The 15879-nt window shown below is 37.1% G+C and carries 21 protein-coding genes; 14 read left to right on the forward strand and 7 right to left on the reverse strand.

Annotated features, from left to right (window positions below):
- Nucleotides 1–184: 184 nt before the first annotated feature.
- The 4 genes from IEX29_RS12760 (at nt 185) to IEX29_RS12775 (ending at nt 3707) form a co-directional block, all read left to right on the forward strand.
- Nucleotides 185–721 (forward strand): CueP family metal-binding protein, encoded by a 537-nt coding sequence (locus IEX29_RS12760; RefSeq protein WP_077604865.1) that lies wholly within the window; start codon nt 185–187, stop codon nt 719–721.
- Between the two features lie 130 nt (nt 722–851).
- A complete protein-coding gene (locus tag IEX29_RS12765) occupies nt 852–1037 on the forward strand; it encodes a hypothetical protein (RefSeq protein ID WP_077604864.1) in 186 nt (61 codons plus the stop codon).
- A gap of 346 nt (nt 1038–1383) precedes the next feature.
- On the forward strand, nt 1384–3522 hold the full coding sequence (locus tag IEX29_RS12770; protein WP_175637224.1) for a DEAD/DEAH box helicase: 2139 nt from the start codon (nt 1384–1386) through the stop codon (nt 3520–3522).
- Nucleotides 3523–3569: 47 nt separating this feature from the next.
- Nucleotides 3570–3707 (forward strand): hypothetical protein, encoded by a 138-nt coding sequence (locus tag IEX29_RS12775; RefSeq protein ID WP_175637223.1) that lies wholly within the window; start codon nt 3570–3572, stop codon nt 3705–3707.
- Nucleotides 3708–3742: 35 nt separating this feature from the next.
- On the opposite strand, the gene IEX29_RS12780 is transcribed toward IEX29_RS12775, so the two are convergent.
- Genes IEX29_RS12780 through IEX29_RS12790 form a run of 3 tightly spaced genes read right to left on the reverse strand, consistent with a single transcriptional unit; the run spans nt 3743 to nt 4878 of the window.
- Nucleotides 3743–3994, reverse strand: a complete 252-nt coding sequence (locus IEX29_RS12780; protein WP_077604862.1) for a hypothetical protein — start codon at nt 3992–3994, stop codon at nt 3743–3745.
- Nucleotides 3981–4520, reverse strand: coding sequence for an RNA polymerase sigma factor (locus tag IEX29_RS12785; protein WP_077604861.1), 540 nt, complete (start codon nt 4518–4520; stop codon nt 3981–3983). Before IEX29_RS12785 ends, IEX29_RS12780 begins: the two co-directional genes overlap by 14 nt.
- Entirely contained in the window at nt 4501–4878 is a 378-nt protein-coding gene (locus IEX29_RS12790) for a group-specific protein (protein ID WP_077604860.1), read from the reverse strand. The genes IEX29_RS12785 and IEX29_RS12790 overlap by 20 nt, the downstream gene beginning before the upstream one ends.
- Nucleotides 4879–5153: 275 nt before the next feature.
- Between IEX29_RS12790 and IEX29_RS12795 the strand changes: the two genes are divergently transcribed.
- Nucleotides 5154–5723, forward strand: a complete 570-nt coding sequence (locus tag IEX29_RS12795) for a histidine phosphatase family protein (protein WP_077604859.1) — start codon at nt 5154–5156, stop codon at nt 5721–5723.
- Between the two features lie 197 nt (nt 5724–5920).
- On the opposite strand, the gene IEX29_RS12800 is transcribed toward IEX29_RS12795, so the two are convergent.
- The gene (locus tag IEX29_RS12800) at nt 5921–6583 is read right to left on the reverse strand and encodes a hypothetical protein (protein ID WP_077604858.1); all 663 of its coding nucleotides are present in this window, start codon (nt 6581–6583) and stop codon (nt 5921–5923) included.
- Between the two features lie 191 nt (nt 6584–6774).
- Between IEX29_RS12800 and IEX29_RS12805 the strand changes: the two genes are divergently transcribed.
- From IEX29_RS12805 to IEX29_RS12815, 3 genes are read left to right on the forward strand one after another with little or no spacing between them, the layout of a single operon-like run.
- Nucleotides 6775–8100, forward strand: coding sequence for a spore germination protein (locus IEX29_RS12805; RefSeq protein ID WP_077605192.1), 1326 nt, complete (start codon nt 6775–6777; stop codon nt 8098–8100).
- A complete protein-coding gene (locus IEX29_RS12810) occupies nt 8087–9160 on the forward strand; it encodes a GerAB/ArcD/ProY family transporter (RefSeq protein WP_077604857.1) in 1074 nt (357 codons plus the stop codon). Before IEX29_RS12805 ends, IEX29_RS12810 begins: the two co-directional genes overlap by 14 nt.
- Nucleotides 9150–10274 carry a Ger(x)C family spore germination protein gene (locus tag IEX29_RS12815; RefSeq protein ID WP_077604856.1) on the forward strand — a complete coding sequence of 375 codons (1125 nt, stop codon included), beginning with the start codon at nt 9150–9152 and terminating at the stop codon, nt 10272–10274. Before IEX29_RS12810 ends, IEX29_RS12815 begins: the two co-directional genes overlap by 11 nt.
- Nucleotides 10275–10360: 86 nt before the next feature.
- Here the strand turns inward: IEX29_RS12815 and IEX29_RS12820 are convergent, their stop codons facing one another.
- Nucleotides 10361–10546, reverse strand: a complete 186-nt coding sequence (locus tag IEX29_RS12820) for a nucleotidyltransferase domain-containing protein (RefSeq protein ID WP_077604855.1) — start codon at nt 10544–10546, stop codon at nt 10361–10363.
- A 196-nt stretch (nt 10547–10742) separates the two neighbouring features.
- Between IEX29_RS12820 and IEX29_RS12825 the strand changes: the two genes are divergently transcribed.
- Together IEX29_RS12825 and IEX29_RS12830 are read left to right on the forward strand one after the other, a co-directional pair.
- Nucleotides 10743–11231, forward strand: coding sequence for a PTS sugar transporter subunit IIA (locus IEX29_RS12825; protein ID WP_077604854.1), 489 nt, complete (start codon nt 10743–10745; stop codon nt 11229–11231).
- Between the two features lie 476 nt (nt 11232–11707).
- Nucleotides 11708–12028 carry a hypothetical protein gene (locus tag IEX29_RS12830; protein ID WP_139344908.1) on the forward strand — a complete coding sequence of 107 codons (321 nt, stop codon included), beginning with the start codon at nt 11708–11710 and terminating at the stop codon, nt 12026–12028.
- A 257-nt stretch (nt 12029–12285) separates the two neighbouring features.
- Here IEX29_RS12830 and IEX29_RS12835 read toward each other — a convergent pair whose 3' ends face one another.
- Complete coding sequence (locus IEX29_RS12835; protein ID WP_175637222.1) at nt 12286–12459, reverse strand: hypothetical protein; 174 nt, start codon at nt 12457–12459, stop codon at nt 12286–12288.
- A 139-nt stretch (nt 12460–12598) separates the two neighbouring features.
- On the opposite strand from IEX29_RS12835, the gene IEX29_RS12840 reads away from it, so the two are divergent.
- Both IEX29_RS12840 and IEX29_RS12845 read left to right on the forward strand, forming a co-directional pair.
- The gene (locus IEX29_RS12840; RefSeq protein ID WP_077604853.1) at nt 12599–13528 is read left to right on the forward strand and encodes a glucose 1-dehydrogenase; all 930 of its coding nucleotides are present in this window, start codon (nt 12599–12601) and stop codon (nt 13526–13528) included.
- Between the two features lie 113 nt (nt 13529–13641).
- A complete protein-coding gene (locus tag IEX29_RS12845; RefSeq protein ID WP_077604852.1) occupies nt 13642–14538 on the forward strand; it encodes a superoxide dismutase in 897 nt (298 codons plus the stop codon).
- A gap of 148 nt (nt 14539–14686) precedes the next feature.
- On the opposite strand, the gene IEX29_RS12850 is transcribed toward IEX29_RS12845, so the two are convergent.
- Complete coding sequence (locus tag IEX29_RS12850; protein WP_077604851.1) at nt 14687–15088, reverse strand: group-specific protein; 402 nt, start codon at nt 15086–15088, stop codon at nt 14687–14689.
- A 186-nt stretch (nt 15089–15274) separates the two neighbouring features.
- Between IEX29_RS12850 and IEX29_RS12855 the strand changes: the two genes are divergently transcribed.
- Nucleotides 15275–15538: a type II toxin-antitoxin system Phd/YefM family antitoxin gene (locus IEX29_RS12855; RefSeq protein WP_077604850.1), complete on the forward strand. Its 264-nt coding sequence runs from the start codon at nt 15275–15277 to the stop codon at nt 15536–15538.
- Entirely contained in the window at nt 15528–15842 is a 315-nt protein-coding gene (locus tag IEX29_RS12860; protein WP_077604849.1) for a type II toxin-antitoxin system RelE/ParE family toxin, read from the forward strand. Before IEX29_RS12855 ends, IEX29_RS12860 begins: the two co-directional genes overlap by 11 nt.
- The last annotated feature ends 37 nt before the right edge of the window (nt 15843–15879 follow it).

Consider the following 15879-nt stretch of genomic DNA (forward strand, 5'->3'; position numbering starts at 1 on the left):
TAAAAATGACGAAATGATGAAAAACTGCATCTTTCAAATCACTTTCATCCATTTTTTGAACTTCTCTGTTCACTATTGCTCCTTAAAGTTAACTAAATTGTGTCAGTTACCTGGACTATATAGGAAATGCTACTGCATTCCCGTATAATACAAGACAAGAAATCTTATTTGGAGTGTGAATTGCATGACCAAAAAAATGAGCCTGATCCTGTTCGGACTGTTATTTTTATTAACTGCCTGCAGTGGAGAGGATAATAAACAGGAGGAAAATGCACTGAAAGAAACAGATGATATTAAAGAATTAGTTCATCGATACAGTACGGAAGATATAGTTGATGAGAATGCATCCATTACTTCCGAACAGCTGGTTGTTACAGATAATGAGGGAAATGAACAAGCAGTTTATGATTTGCCGGAGGATGAATTTTTTGTTTCGATTGCCCCTTTTATGCAGCAGACACACCCTTGTGAAATTCATAGTTTAACAGGCTGCCAGGGGGAAATGGTTCTGGAAGATTTTGATGTATATATTGAAACTGCAGAAGGTGATGTTGTCATAGATGAGACCATGCAGACGGAAGAAAATGGCTTTATTGACCTGTGGCTCCCCCGGGATGAAACATATACGGTTGAAATTAGACATGACGGAAAAGAAGTGACATCCGAGATCAGCACGTTTGACGATGATTTTACTTGTATCACAACAATGCAATTAAGCTAATCAGGAACACTTCACAAATACAGGCTGGCGGTTATTCGAGCCAGCCTGTATTTGTGATAGCGATATTATTTACGCAGGCTTTCATAATTGATCCTCCTTGTACATACGTTAAAGCAAGGAGGATGATAGGATGGATAAAACAGATGAGCCAATGAAAAGAATGGCTAATTTGCGCTTATCACATGCGGGATTTGCCCAGTATTATAAGGGGTTATTAAACAGAAACCATTATCTGCTCAAGGGAAACAGCAAAAATAAATCTCACAAGCATTTTTTTCAAAATGTTCATAGGGCAAATTCTTATCATATTACATAGAATTTGCTTTATGTGAATATAAATGAAACTTCATTGAATAGAAATCTCCGTAATAAGACAGGATGAACATCGTTTGGCCGTTTGATATTCTTATATCAAGCGGTTTTTTCAATAATTAAGGAGCAGTTTTTAATTTGAGTTAGACTGGTGAAACAGTTTTAATACTTCATGGAGAAAAAATATGAAGTGACAAGGACGTATTCTCTTTTTATCAAAGGATAAAGAATGCTACAATAATAAAACGTAATCTTAAAATAAAGACGGGCAGCAGGTGGTATTCATCATGCCGCAACAGCTGCCTGTGATAAATATATATGTTTCAGATAGAGCAGCAGGAGGAGTAATCATGGTAAGAACGAAACAGGATGTGGAGCGGTTAGAAGCTGAACTGAATCGAATTCACGATAGCATCAACATCAGCTCAGAGGAGCTATTTAATCATCGGATTAAGGGAATATGGCAGAGGCTGAAAACAAGCTCAGGAAATGAACATTTAAAAACAATGCCGCTGGATACGATTCTAACACTGGAAAAAGGGTTTCCTGTAGATAATCTGATGAAGAATGGCTTTAAAACAATGAAAGATATAGCTGATCAAAAAATTGAGGATTTTATGCAGATAGAGGGTATTGATGAAAAAGCGGCACAGGATCTTTATCAAGCTGTTTCAAAGATAAAATCATCCGTTTATGAACAAGCAATTCCACGTGTGAATCCAGATGATATCTCTGATGAAGATTTCAATTTACTGGAATCCATTTATAAGAAGTGGCATCTGCTGAAAATTCTGGAGGAATTGCAAGCGAAGTTCCAGGAATATTATGAAGAAACGATTCCCGATATTGAAATTGCAAAGAAGCAGAAGAGCTTTTTTGGGGCATTATTCCAGCCGAAAGAGGAGAAGGAGAAAATCCGATCTGCCTTTGCTAATTTAAATAAAAGCAAGCATCAAAAGGAACTGAATCAGATCAAGAAAAGATTAGATTATATGCTTGATTTTGAAGTGAGCAAAGAAGAACTTAAAAAACATTTTGAAACAGAAAATGCTTTCTACTATACAGAGATCGAGAAAGCAACGGACTTTGACTCGGAAAATATTTCAGAAAGCTTGCCGCCAGAGGCAGTAGAAGCGGTGAACAGTTATCCATTTGATACCAGAGGACTGAACATTACCCTAAGAAATTATCAAATTTTCGGCGCGAAGTATGCATTGCTGTATAAAAAGACGCTGCTGGGTGACGAAATGGGATTGGGAAAGACGATTCAGGCGCTCGCTATTATTAATCATCTTACGCAAAACAATCAAGGACATGCTATTATTATTTGTCCATTAAGTGTGGTTGCAAACTGGAAAAGAGAGATTGAACAGCGATCTGATTTACAGACATTTGTCTTCCATGGCAGCAATCGGGACGAACAGTTTAAAGCATGGGAAGAAAATACCGGAGTATTAATTACAACCTTTGAATTGGCAGGCCATATGCCGCTTGAAAAAGAACATTATCTCGATGCGCTCATTGTTGATGAGGCACATTATGTGAAAAATCCAGGTGCCAAGCGCTCGCAAAATGTTTATCATTTAGCCGATTTGGCAGAGTATGTCTTATTTATGAGCGGTACACCACTGGAAAATAGTGTGGAAGAAATGAAGCAATTAATCTCTGTTTTACAGCCGGAAATCGCGAACAGTTTAACTGAAGAAATGCACCTGCATCATCCGCAGGCATTTCGGAAAGCAATTGCTCCCGTGTACTTAAGAAGAAATCGGAAGGATGTCTTAAATGAACTTCCAGAATTAGAAATTATTCCAGAGTGGATTCATTTCGGGGAGGAAGAGGAAAAGTTCTATCAGCAGGCAGTGAAGGATGAACAGGTCATGGCAATGCGTCGTGCCGCCTGGCAGGGTGGAACACCAGATAAATCGCCGAAGCTTGAGAAGCTATTGGAAATTTGTGAGAATGCCAAAGAAAATGGACATAAGGTGCTGGTGTTTTCTTATTTTAAAGATGTTATCCAGACCATCAGTAAAAATTTAGAGGATGGGACCCACCGGGCAATTACTGGAGACGTTCCTAATCATAAAAGGCAGGAAATTATAGATGTATTTACAGCAGATGAGGCTGGCTCAGTTCTGGTCAGTCAAATCACTGCCGGTGGTGTCGGAGTAAATATTCAGGCCGCGAATGTTGTGATTTTATGTGAACCGCAATGGAAGCCGACGATGGAGGAGCAGGCGATCAGCCGGGCGTATCGAATGGGACAATCCCGGAATGTAGTTGTTTACCGCTTATTAACAGAAGACAGCATGGATGTAGCGATGCTGGAGGTATTGGGAGAAAAAGCAGATCTCTTTCATTTATTTGCCAGAGAATCAGATACAGCATCCCGTATCCTGGATGAACAGGAGCGGGAAGAGGAAGAAGCTTCTATTCAGAAGAAGGTATTGGAGCTGGAGAAAGAGCGTTTTATGGAATCTGTGCGTTAAGAAAAGCTTTGGGCTGTTTGTGGAAAAAAAAGAAGGAGACAGCTAAGATGTATCCATATTTAAAATCACAGTTTGATATAGAAAATCTGCAGCATCAAATCAAGCACCGGCAATTCATGCAGAATTTAGAAGAGGCTGAGAAGTGTACCGAAGAACCAATCATTAATAATAAGTCCCTCAAATAACATCGAAAACTGTTATTTGAGGGACTTATTTCTTTCTACATGTGAACCCATATCTGAACAATACTTATCCCGATACCCAATGCTAAAGGAACAATTCTTGTTAAATTTAATCCTGTGAATGTGACAGTTGTCTTTTCTAAAGGATCCTTTGCCGGAGATGCTAAGTAATGTATAAAACGCTGCCAAGCCACTTGTTTTTGCATCAGCTTTTGCTCAGGAACAATCACATGAAATTGATCCAGTTCTTTCTTTAATGTATCTTCCTTTTTAAATTCATCCTTCAGCATGAAAATCCTCCTTCAGGTCGTTTTTTAGTGTGCTCATTGCCTTGTGTAGTCTTGATTTAACGGTGCCTATTGGAATATCTAATATGGATGCAATTTCATTTTGCGGCAGGTCCTCATAGTAAACAAGTAAAATAATCGCTCGCTGTTTATCAGGTAAGTCAGCGATTGCCTGCTGTACCCACATTTTTTCATCCATGCTTATTGAGTGGTCAGCCTGTGGAATCAAAAAGGGAAGCAGGGAGCGCCATTTTTTCCTTCTGTTTAACTTATTTATTAATAATCGGTAAGCTATTTGGAATAAATAAGCTTTGACAGTTCCTTTATCAGGATCGAATGTCTGTTTTTTCTTCTGCAGGATTTCAAAGGTATCATGGACGATGTCGACACTAAGCTGCTCTTCTTGAGTGTACCGGTATAAAAAGCAGTAGAGAGGCTCATGCAGAATGGCATATAATTCAGTAAAACCTGTTTCATCTCCATTCTGATACAACTCCATCCATTCTTCGTTACGCTTCATCTTCTTTATCCTCTAGATGCGCCTTGATGGATTTTAAAGTCATGGAAATACGGCTGATAAAATAGCAAACAGTTACGATAACCCAGGCTTGAGCCTGATTGGATAAAAATTGCACCCAGGAGTTTTCAATATTTTCTCCGGAAGCTAATAAGAAAAATAAGATTACTGTACAAAGAATGGTATAAGCTGCCACTGCTATTGTAACTGTATCAAATATATTCCATCTTAAATAGACCGTTGTCTTTTTGTAATTTATTTTCCCATCTTCTTTGACTATATATTTACGATTAAATGGTATACTGACTGCCAAAATCAGTATAATTTGTATTCCTGCTGCAATCAAAGAAATAATATATCCTGTTCCCATATGATTCTCCTTATCTGTATATTTTTTGAGCATAGTATGCTGAAACTTGTTAAAATCAGTACAATGCGATGATATTTGTTCTATTACATTTCATTGTGCATGCAATGTAGCAAATAAGTAAAGTATGGTTTTATTTTAATTAGCCGCTGTTACTGACTATACAAACAAGGGAGGAAAAAGGTTCAAAAAAATAATGAAAATCAGAAATATATCCTAAAACCATGTTAGGCTAAGAGTATAGATCAAATTTTTAAATGAAGGAGCTGTTGATTAATATGAATAAAACAATTTATATTATCCGGCATTGTGAAGCAGAAGGACAGGCTCCCGATGCTCCCTTGACAGAAAAGGGGAAAGAGCAGGCGGAAAAGCTGGCTGCATTTTTGTATGAAAAGAAAGTGGATCGTATTATTTCCAGCCCATTTTTACGTGCAATACAAACGGTAGAGCCGCTTGCAGAAGCAAATAATTTGAAAATAAAAGTGGATAACCGTTTGCGGGAAAGAGTGCTCAGTTCTGCTTCAATGCCTGACTGGATGACTAAACTTGAAGCAACCTATAAAGATTTAGATTTAAAATATGAAGGCGGCGAAAGCAGTAACGAGGCAACAGGAAGAATTGTTGAGGCAGTGAACGAAATACGTGAAAGTGATGCCGATAACAGCATCATTGTTGCACATGGAGGAATTATATCGCTGCTTCTGTATTATTATGATAAAAACGCAGGATTCGAGGCGTGGAGAAAACTTAGTAATCCAGATATTTATGCATTACAGATTTCAGATGATAATTATCAGCTTGAACGGTTATGGGAAGAGGAACAAAACGAAAAAAGAGCTGATTGAATATATTTCTCATCATACTTCAATCAGCTTAAATGTTTCAAAATTGAAAATCATAGCAGCCAGCTGGAGGACATTTTCAAGATGTATCTGATCCTCCTGCCCGTTTGCAATAGAATAGCGCTCCTCTTTTTGCGTATAGAAAAACAGCACATATCATAATGCTCTGTATATCAAATCCAAAAGTCATCGTATTTCACCTAGTCATCCCACCAGCTCGTTTCCATATCAATTAGCCAATGATTTTTTAGTGTTAAGGCACGTTCGATAGCTGCAATAGTTCCGGCGGCCAGCAGTGTCGTATTCAGCCAGGCTGGAAGGATTATCGGTGATGTAAAGGAGCCCCATCTTTCCTCAATGATAGGAAGCTGCGAAATCATGGCAGCCAGCTGTGGCAAGCCCAATATTAAAGAAATCAAAAGAATGATAACGGCAAGTTTTCCAATGATGGAGCTGATTTCAGGGAATTTGGCATCAAGGCGCATCCGCAAGCCTTCAGCTGAACGGCGGTCTGGAGATAATACAACCTCCTGTTCATCCTCCGTCACATAATGAATCCGTTTCAAACCATAGGTTGTTGTTGCTGCCTCAATAACTCCTCCAGAAACCGGGAAAAAAGCTGGATTAGAAGCTTTTGCATGATGCTTTCCGTCACGATATAAATCGATTGATTCATTTTCATCAAAATAATCAACATGAACTGCATACGTGTGCATTTCCCCATCCTCTTCACGAAGCTTTATATAAAAAAGCGAACGATAAAATACCTCGTAAAAACGAAATGGCTTCAATGCATGCCCATCTCCATCTTTTACTTTTTTTATTGCTCTTTGTCTGCGCTTGCTCTTGAAAAAACGCAACATATTATCCTGCCTCCGTGGTACTTCTTTAATAGATAATACGGAATAAGCAAGAAAAGGTTTCTTATATTATTTTTTTTACGTCCATGAAAAAATGAAAACCACTGAATGAAATAAACCTGATGACTTTTTTGTATGAAAATGCGCCTGCTGGTTCATAACTAAAAGATAGGAGAAGAGAAAGGGTGCCGGCAATGGATTTCATGAACGAGATAGAGAATTTGAAACAAAAAAATAAAGATTTACAAATGAAATCCATCATGATTAATGATACTGCTTATGATGTGATCGGCTTTGAAAGTCTGGTGGATTTTTCGGCGACATGGGAAATAGTCGAGGCATTAATTGGTAATCAAGAAAATAAGTCACAAGGGTCAAAAGGTTTTCAATCGAAAAACATTACATGGAATAAAATAGAAATAAACAAACAAATGCAAGCATTGTATGAAGGGAAATTAATTATTTGGGATCGTGCTGAAGAAGCTTCTTTAATCGTAGATCCTGTCTCTCAGCCCCTTTATAGAAGTATAGAAGTACCAGTTAACGAATCGGTTATTTATGGAGCAAAGGATGCGTTTACAGAGAACAGCCAGCAAAATATAGGATTGTTACGCAGTAAATATCAATCCAAAGATTTTGAAGTAATGACAACACAGCATGGTAAAAGAAACCGCCGCTTTTCATTTCTTATTTTGAAGGGTACCACAGATCAAAAAATGGTTGAAATGATCAAGAAGAAAATTGAGGATTATCCAAATGAAATTAAGCAGGTGAAGGATATTCACGTTGCTTTCGGATTTTCTAAATTTTCCCTGATTACCCGTGTATCCTCCACTGAGCTTCCGGAAAATGCGATGGAGTACATAGAACAAGGGAAAATTGTCTTCTTTATGGATGGCTATCCATTTGCACTGGTAATGTTCAATACGGTTTTTGATGTGTTTAAGCAGCCGAGTGACAGTAATTATCTGAGTGTATTTGTGTATTCTCTATATATGCTGCGTATTGTTGGAATTATGATTGCAGTATTACTGCCGGGGCTGTATGTAGCCCTGATTACTATAAATCCTGAGATGCTGAAGGTTCAGCTTGCCCTCTCTATCACAGAAAGCCGGCAATTTGTACCTTATCCAGCTTTTATAGAAATAATTATTATGCTGCTCCTGATTGAATTAATTACCGAAGCGGCAGTCCGTCTGCCTATTTCTATATCCAATACAATTGGTGTTGTAGGCGGTATTATTTTGGGGCAGGCCATTGTAGAAGCCAGTCTGGTCAGTGGTGTATTAATTATTATTATTGCTGCTACGACAATTGCCAATGGTATTGTAATTAATTTTGAAAATGGAATTACCTTACGGCTGATGAAGTATATCATTGTTATTTTCTCTGCTTTATTTGGGATTCTGGGACATGTTATCGGTCTGCTGGTTTTATGCTCCTATATAGCCCGAATTACGAGTTTTGGAGTTCCTTATGTCCGGTGGAAAAAGGAAGGGATTCAAAGTGAAAATCAATAACTTATTGATTATTACCTTTTTTTTATTAACGAATATAGGAGTAATGTTTCTTCTCTATCCGACATTGATTTTGGATACGGTAGATAATGGGCATTGGCTGGTTGTTTTGATTCATGGATTTACACATATCGCTCTTGTAGGAATTTTATTATTTGGGATGTCTAAGCTGGAAAACCCTAATGTCCTGCAATATTTACCTGAGAAACGCTGGTTCATCTCCATCATATTTATGATTCCTTTATCGCTGTTTATCATTGGAACGGTTATTGTTTCTATCCGGACCTATGCTGAATTTACTACGGTATTATTTCTAAACCAGACGCCGATTTTATATGTCATGGTTATTTTCGTCGCTACGGCTACATATATCGGACTTGGTTCAATGGAGAGTATTTTCCGGACAACGTTTTTAATTGCCGGGGCTTCATCCTATATTATTGTGGTTATTTTCATATTATCCTTTTTCAATGCAGAATGGTATAACTTCTTTCCGATGAAGGTAGATAATATCGATTTTATATTTGAAATGCCCTTTATTACAGGTTTTTTAGTCTTGTCTCCTACCTTTTTATTTTTTGCTTTTCTGCCTAAAAAAAAGAAACTCAATTATAAAACAATTTTCTGGTTTTCATGGTTTTTAATTCCTTTTATTTTTATGGCTGCTTATTCCCCTATGCTGGTTTTTGGGTATGAAGTAGCGCGGAATTTTACTTTTCCCTATATTGAAATGTTAGCCACAGTCGATATTCAATGGTCTATCTTTGAAACACTGACTAGTCTTTTTGGTTTAAGTCTGCTTATTTACGCAACGATTTTTTTAGGGATGTTATTGCATATTTTGCGAATGCTATATCAAAATATGTTCCGGGTCAGCAAACTGCATGCATCGGTTGCCCTTGTTATTATAGTCATCATCATTACAATAGCAGCAAATATGATTTCTACATGGGAGCAGGTGCAGACACATATCATATGGATTATACCACTTCGTTTTTATTCATTTATCAGTCTGCTGATTTTCATCTTTTGGATAGGAAGAAGGCAAAAGCATGAAACGTAATGATTGGAAAAAAATACTCATTCTCTTATTATCGCTGATCTTTTTAAGCGGATGCTGGGATTCCAGAGATATTAATTACCGTTCCACACCTATTTTGATGGGGCTGACGAAAGATGAAGATTTATTTCATGTGTATTTAATTATTCCAGTATCAGTAGTATCTGAACAGCGGAATTTGGCCAAAGTGGATGGCAAGGGAATTACGATTGTAGATGCCCTTGAACAGCTTAAGAAAAAAATTGAAACAACTATTGACTTAGAGCATATCGGTTTTATTGTTTTAGACGAGGAGCTGGGTAAAGAAGGAATAGGGAAAATAATAAACACCTTCATGAGGATGCGTGATGTACCCGGAACACCAGCGATTGCATTTACGAAAGAGGATATGAATACCTATATTGATCAGATGATTGATACGTTTCAAAAAGTAGGGGTACCCATATTTGGTTTTCTGGAAAAACAGATTGGCTGGGAAATTAATACTCCAGAAGTTATTTTATGGGAGGTTTATAGAGGTATTCATTCGTATACATCGGATATTTCTATACCGCTAATCAGCTCAAATAAAAATCTGGAAATGGATTACTTTGGTGCATCCGTACTCAAGGATGGAAAAATTGTTGAAACATTAGACTCTATTGAAGTTATGCTGATGAATTTGTTAAATAATGAAGAAAATGTTATTAAAACATTTGTGACCATTGATGACACCACCAATGTAGAGCTCGTTGAAAGAGATGTAGAATATGATTACAAATTTAGAGGAGATGAAGTCGACCTGACTATAAGGTTAGAATTCGTATTGATTGTCTCTGAAGCAGAGGACCATTTGAATGATGATAAAATTCAGAAAATGTTTGAAGAAAAAATGAAAAAAGATACCCTTAAACTGGTAAAAAAGCTGCAGGGTAAACATGCAGATGTATTAGGAATAAGCAACCGGATCAGAAAAAATTATACCAATGCAGAGCTGAAAAACTTTCTGGAAGAAATATATCCAAATATAAATATCAATGTAGATGTGGAAGCAGTAATCGAAAATAACGGTAAGTTAAGAAACTTAAATAATGATGATTTTGAAGACTGGGATAAGGAAAAGCAGGAACAGGACTAGCTTCAAAGAGGCTGAGGTATAGCCAAGTCTTCTCTCTGCCAACAAAGAATCCGGATATCGAAAAATAGCTGGGTTCTTTGTTATTGCTATTTTGCAAATTGGCCGTTATCGACTCCAAAGACATTAATATCTATATCAATATCAGAGTTGTCATCCCACTTTTCTGTTACTAAGCTTCCTCTCAAAAAAGAATCTTGTACACCATACTGTTTTTTAAAGAAATTTATTAATTCATCGGCTAATTCAAGTAAGGATGAAATAATAAGTGCCATAATGGTTATCCAAGAGGTGGAGCGTATAAACTTCTTATTACAGATGGGCATTTAGTAACGAAAGATCGTGGGAAAAGATTACACAATGAGAAGAGTTAATCAAAATCTGTCTGCAGCGATTTTCTGATGGGCTTATTAAAGTAATTCTCTGGAACATGTGATAAAATCGATATATATAAATCTTGGAGGGATAGCTATGTTTGGGAAGCTTTTTAAAAAGAAAGAGAATCAGGAAATTGAATTATTTGCTCCAGTTGATGGAGAAGTAATCCCTTTGGAAGAAGTGCCTGATCCAGTATTCGCTGAAAAAATGATGGGAGACGGAATTGCTATTAAACCATCTAGTGGAAAAGTTGTATCACCAGTTGATGGAGATATTGTACAAGCGTTCCCGACAAAGCATGCAGTAGGGATTAAAGCTGACAATGGAGCGGAAATTTTAATTCATATTGGTTTAGAAACAGTTGCTTTGAATGGAGAAGGATTCACAATCCATGTCAAAGAAGGGGATAAAGTCAAAAAAGGCGATGCCCTTGTTGATGTGGATTTGGCAATAGTAGGTGAAAAAGCTGTAAGTACTGTTACACCAATGCTTATTACAAATATGAGTGATATCGAAGCTTTAAATAAACAAGATGTGAAGCAGGTTCAAGCTGGGGAAGATGTTGTTATTACTGTTAAATAAAAGAAATTAGCAATAAAAAAATTTGCTGGTACTGAAAGAAGACAAGAGATACTTAAAGAAGCAGCAGTCCGCTTTGAAGTAGAGGACTGCTGCTTCTTTATTTAAGTCTTGTATTTTACTGAAGTCTTTTTCTTCATAGGGGCGAATAAATGCTTTTTCGTTGTTTTTCAAATTTATTTCCATATTAGAATTCCTTTCTTAAAGATATTCTTTTTTATTCCTTTATCATTTTTTTACCGCAATCTTAATGTCTCTCACATCAATCACTCCATCGCTGCTTCAGAATTTTTGTTCTTTGAATTTATAAATGCTTCTTATAAAATCTATTTATTATACGGGTATATATAATGATCTTACTTACAAATTGATATACCTGCAATCAAAGGTATCTAATTGTTTGTAAGGAACATTTAAAATATCGAAAGCATAGGCTGCACAGTAGGGAATTTACCTAATTTATAAGTGAGGTGTCTAATTTGACTAATCCATTTAACCCAAATCAACATATGGATTTTTATAACCAGCAGCAGCCCCAACACTATCAGCAATATCCCCGGAATTATCAGCAGCCGAATATGGGGCAAAATTCGATGGAGCAGCAGGTTTTATCGGCAGTTAATCCGGTAATCAATCACGGAATGAGGGAAGCACAGCATCTTGGCTATCCACATGCATTAAGAGAAGCTGTAGCGATCGCTTACCTGATGGGACAGGGGCAGGATTTTCAATCAGCGTGGCAAACGGTAGAGTCCTGGTGGAGACCGCAGACTCCTGCACAGCCTGGGACTTTTTATTAAGAGTAAAGTAAATGAATAATAAGAAAAAATGCCGATTTTTGATCGGTATTTTTATTGGTTTAGAAACGTTATGATATTTTTCAAATGAATAAGTATCGCTGTTTTGTTCTGTAGTGGAAAATAAAACTCCCATGAAATAAATTTTTCTATGTATGAGCTAATATCACTCTAGCCGAAGAATAATATTAGCTTTAAGCAGTTAATCCGAAAATTTTTTAGCTTACTTTTCCACATCTTTAGAATTTCATCGTACAGCACTAGATAACCGGATAATACTGCTCGTAAACAGGATTTATAAAATAAGGCGGCCTGGGCCCGATTTTCGGCAATTGGAACATATGCTGATTTGCCGTATACAATACGTCTACTTTTTTATTGGAATGCTTTACTAATAAAAGTGTCGCCTCAGGGTTGTAATAATATTGCTGCATAACAATTTCCTCCTTGATTTGCTTCTCCTTCATACCTTATTCATATTTCTATAATGTGGAACGGAACCTTTCCTCTTTTCACTATCTCCGCCCAAGTGTCATAAAGTAACCTATCCAGGTGATTTCAAGGAGGATGTTTATGACACAGGATAAATCAAATAAACCAGCAGATCAAAAATATCCGATGTATCCAAACTACGGGAAAATAACACAGTATGAAGAGGTTGCAATGACTGTACCTGAGCAGCGGCAATATCGGCAGCCGGGGCTGGAAAAATGGATGGTGCCCAGGCCAATTATTGAGAATGTAAATGAAAAAGGAAGTAATAGGCTTGCTGATAAGACTGCACTTATCACTGGAGGAGACAGCGGAATGGGAGCGGCAGCTGCAATTGCTTTTGCCAAAGAGGGTGCAGATGTAGCTATTGCTTATCTGGATGAGCATGAGGATGCAAATCGGACAAAAAATCGTATTGAAGAGCTTGGGCAGCGCTGTATATTGCTTGCAGGAGATTTAAGGGAGAAGCGCCAGTGCAGTTATATTGTAGAAAAAACGATTGAAACGTTTGGGAAACTGGATATCCTCTGCAATCATGTCGGTATTCAATTTCAGCAATTAAGCCTGCTGGACATTACAGATGAACAATTCGATGATACGTTTAAAGTAAATGTATATTCCCATTTCTATACTACCCGTGCTGCACTTCCACACCTGAAAGCAGGCAGCTCGATTATTAACACGGCATCTGTTGTAGCTTATGAGGGAAATAAACAATTGCTGGACTACACTGCCACAAAAGGAGCTATCGTCAGCTTTTCAAGAGCATTGGCAAATAATTTAGTGGATCAGGGGATCCGGGTAAATGCCATCGCTCCAGGACGTATATGGACACCGCTGATTCCAGCCAGTTTCTCGGCGGATGAAGTAATGCTGGCAGGAAATCCGATGCAGCGGCAGGGCCAGCCTTTTGAAGTAGCACCTGCATTTGTTTATCTGGCGTCAGATGATTCTCGTTTTGTTACGGGTCAGACATTACACGTGAATGGAGGACAATGGACATCATCTTAATAGGAAAATTTAATTCAAACGTTTGTTTAATCATTTGTTCCTATTAAAAATATTATCAGCCCACCTATCTCTTGCATATAGTATTAACGACTAATTTTAGGGAGGATTTATCGTTGTCACAATACCTTAATTCAATAAAACAATGGTGTGAAGAAATTTTGCAAACGTATCGGGAATCAAGTGAACATCTTAGAGGAAATACTGGCGGGGAAGCATTGCAGGAGTGGAGGGATAATTTAAATCAATTTCAAGAAGAGCTTTCCAATAATCAAATTGCAGAAGAGGAGGATGCTTACAAGCGCGCCGAAGATTTATATACACAGTTAAATTCTTATCTGGAAGAGAGCATGAAGGAGAGCCGCGCAGAAGGCAATCGTGAAAGAGTTGTTCCGATTGGCGGGCATACCCTTCCGCCATTACCTTACAGCTATGATGCTTTAGAGCCTTATATCGAACGAAGAATTATGGAGCTTCATCATGATAAGCATCATCAGAGCTATGTAGACGGTTTGAATAAAGCAGAACTGGAAATGCAGCAGGCACGTTGGGATAACAATTATGATCTGATTAAACATTGGGAAAGAGAAGCTGCATTTAATGGTGCAGGACATTATCTTCACACGATATTCTGGAAGGTGATGAGCCCGGATGGAGGCGGTGAGCCAACAGGAGATTTAATGAGTGAAATCGAGCAGTCCTTTGGCAGCTATGATCAGTTTAAAGCACATTTTACAGAAGCAGCGAACCATGTAGAGGGCGGAGGCTGGGCTATCTTAGTATGGTCGCCGCGGGCAAGGCGTCTGGAAATTCTGCAGGCGGAGAAGCATCAAAACTTAAGTCAATGGGATGTAGTTCCTCTTCTCGTTCTCGATGTATGGGAGCACGCCTATTATCTGCAATATGAGAATGTGAAAGAAGACTATGTAGACAATTGGTGGAATATCGTGAATTGGACAGAGGTGGAAAATCGCTATAATAAAGCAAAACAATTAAAATGGCAGCCTTTTTAATTAAGCAAACGTATTAGCATGCTCTCAAAAGGGAGCAGTATCTTAACCGTAAATAATGGGAGGATACATCTGCGGTATGCTTTAATAATATTTATTCAAAAAATGGCTTCAAGTAGAGGGAAGCCATTTTTTAATGGAAAAGAAGTACTTAATAATTAGAAATATCTTGTTCGGATAATATAAAATCGATAAAAGCTGGCAGTTCTCCAACAAACATTTTAACACCATCTAAATGATAGAAGGTACTGGTGGTTTCAAAATCTAAAATATCATTGTTTTCAGAGTGTAGATAAATTGGTTTACCTTGCCCTAAAGCAATCCCTAATTCGATATGACTTCCCTTGCCTGCCGGACTTAATACAACAAGGAAGTCAGAGTCTTGAACCGCTTGTTTTTCTTTTTCTCCTATATCTGCTAAATCCTTGATAGTAGCTGCGTGTTGATTTTTTGTCCAATCATAAGTTTGGGTAAAGCCTTTTTCGTTTAATGCGGAAGTAAGTAACCTGACATTGCTTATATTTCGAAAGCTGGAAGCTGCGTAGTATTTCATATTTTTCCTTCTTTCATATGTATAAAGTATGACCTAAATTTAAATTATAGATTAAATCAGGTTAGTTGTATAGATGTTGCAAACTTTCAGTAAAAAGAAATTATTGAAGGAATCTTCTTGGGAAAATGCATATAATAACATAATTAGGACATAATTATGTTATTATATAAAAAAGGAGGGAGTATAATGCCTGAAATTCGACCTATAAAAGATTTAAGAAATACAATGGAAATATCTGAATTATGCCATCAGTTAGAGGAACCAATTTTTATCACAAAAAATGGTTATGGCGACATGGTTCTGATGAGCTTGGAGACTTATGAAAAATCATTAGCAAAGCTGGATCTATACGAAAAATTGGCGCAAGCAGAAAAACAGCTGAATCATGAGGAAAGTTTTTTAGAAGCTGAACAAGTATTTGAAAAGTTGAAAGAGAAGTATGGAAAATAATAAATATATAGTTAAGATAGCTCCGAAAGCTGTAAAAGATTTGGATGAAATTTACAAGTATATATCTGGAAATTTGTACAATCAAGATGCTGCGGATAAATTAATAAATAAGATAGAACTTAAAATTAAAAGGTTAGGTATATTTCCATTTTCGTGTGAGTTAGTAGCAGATGATATATTAAAGGATAAAGGTTATCGTAAACTTATTGTTGAGAATTATATTGTTTTTTATTTAATTAAGGACAAAAGTGTATTTGTTATGCGTGTTTTATATGGTGCCCAGAAGTATAATGATTTAATTTAATAATTTTAGATAAAGGCTAACTCAAACTGGATTTCAT

The sequence above is a fragment of the Oceanobacillus neutriphilus genome (assembly GCF_014645515.1).
GTDB classification, from domain to species: Bacteria; Bacillota; Bacilli; order Bacillales; family Amphibacillaceae; genus Oceanobacillus; species Oceanobacillus neutriphilus.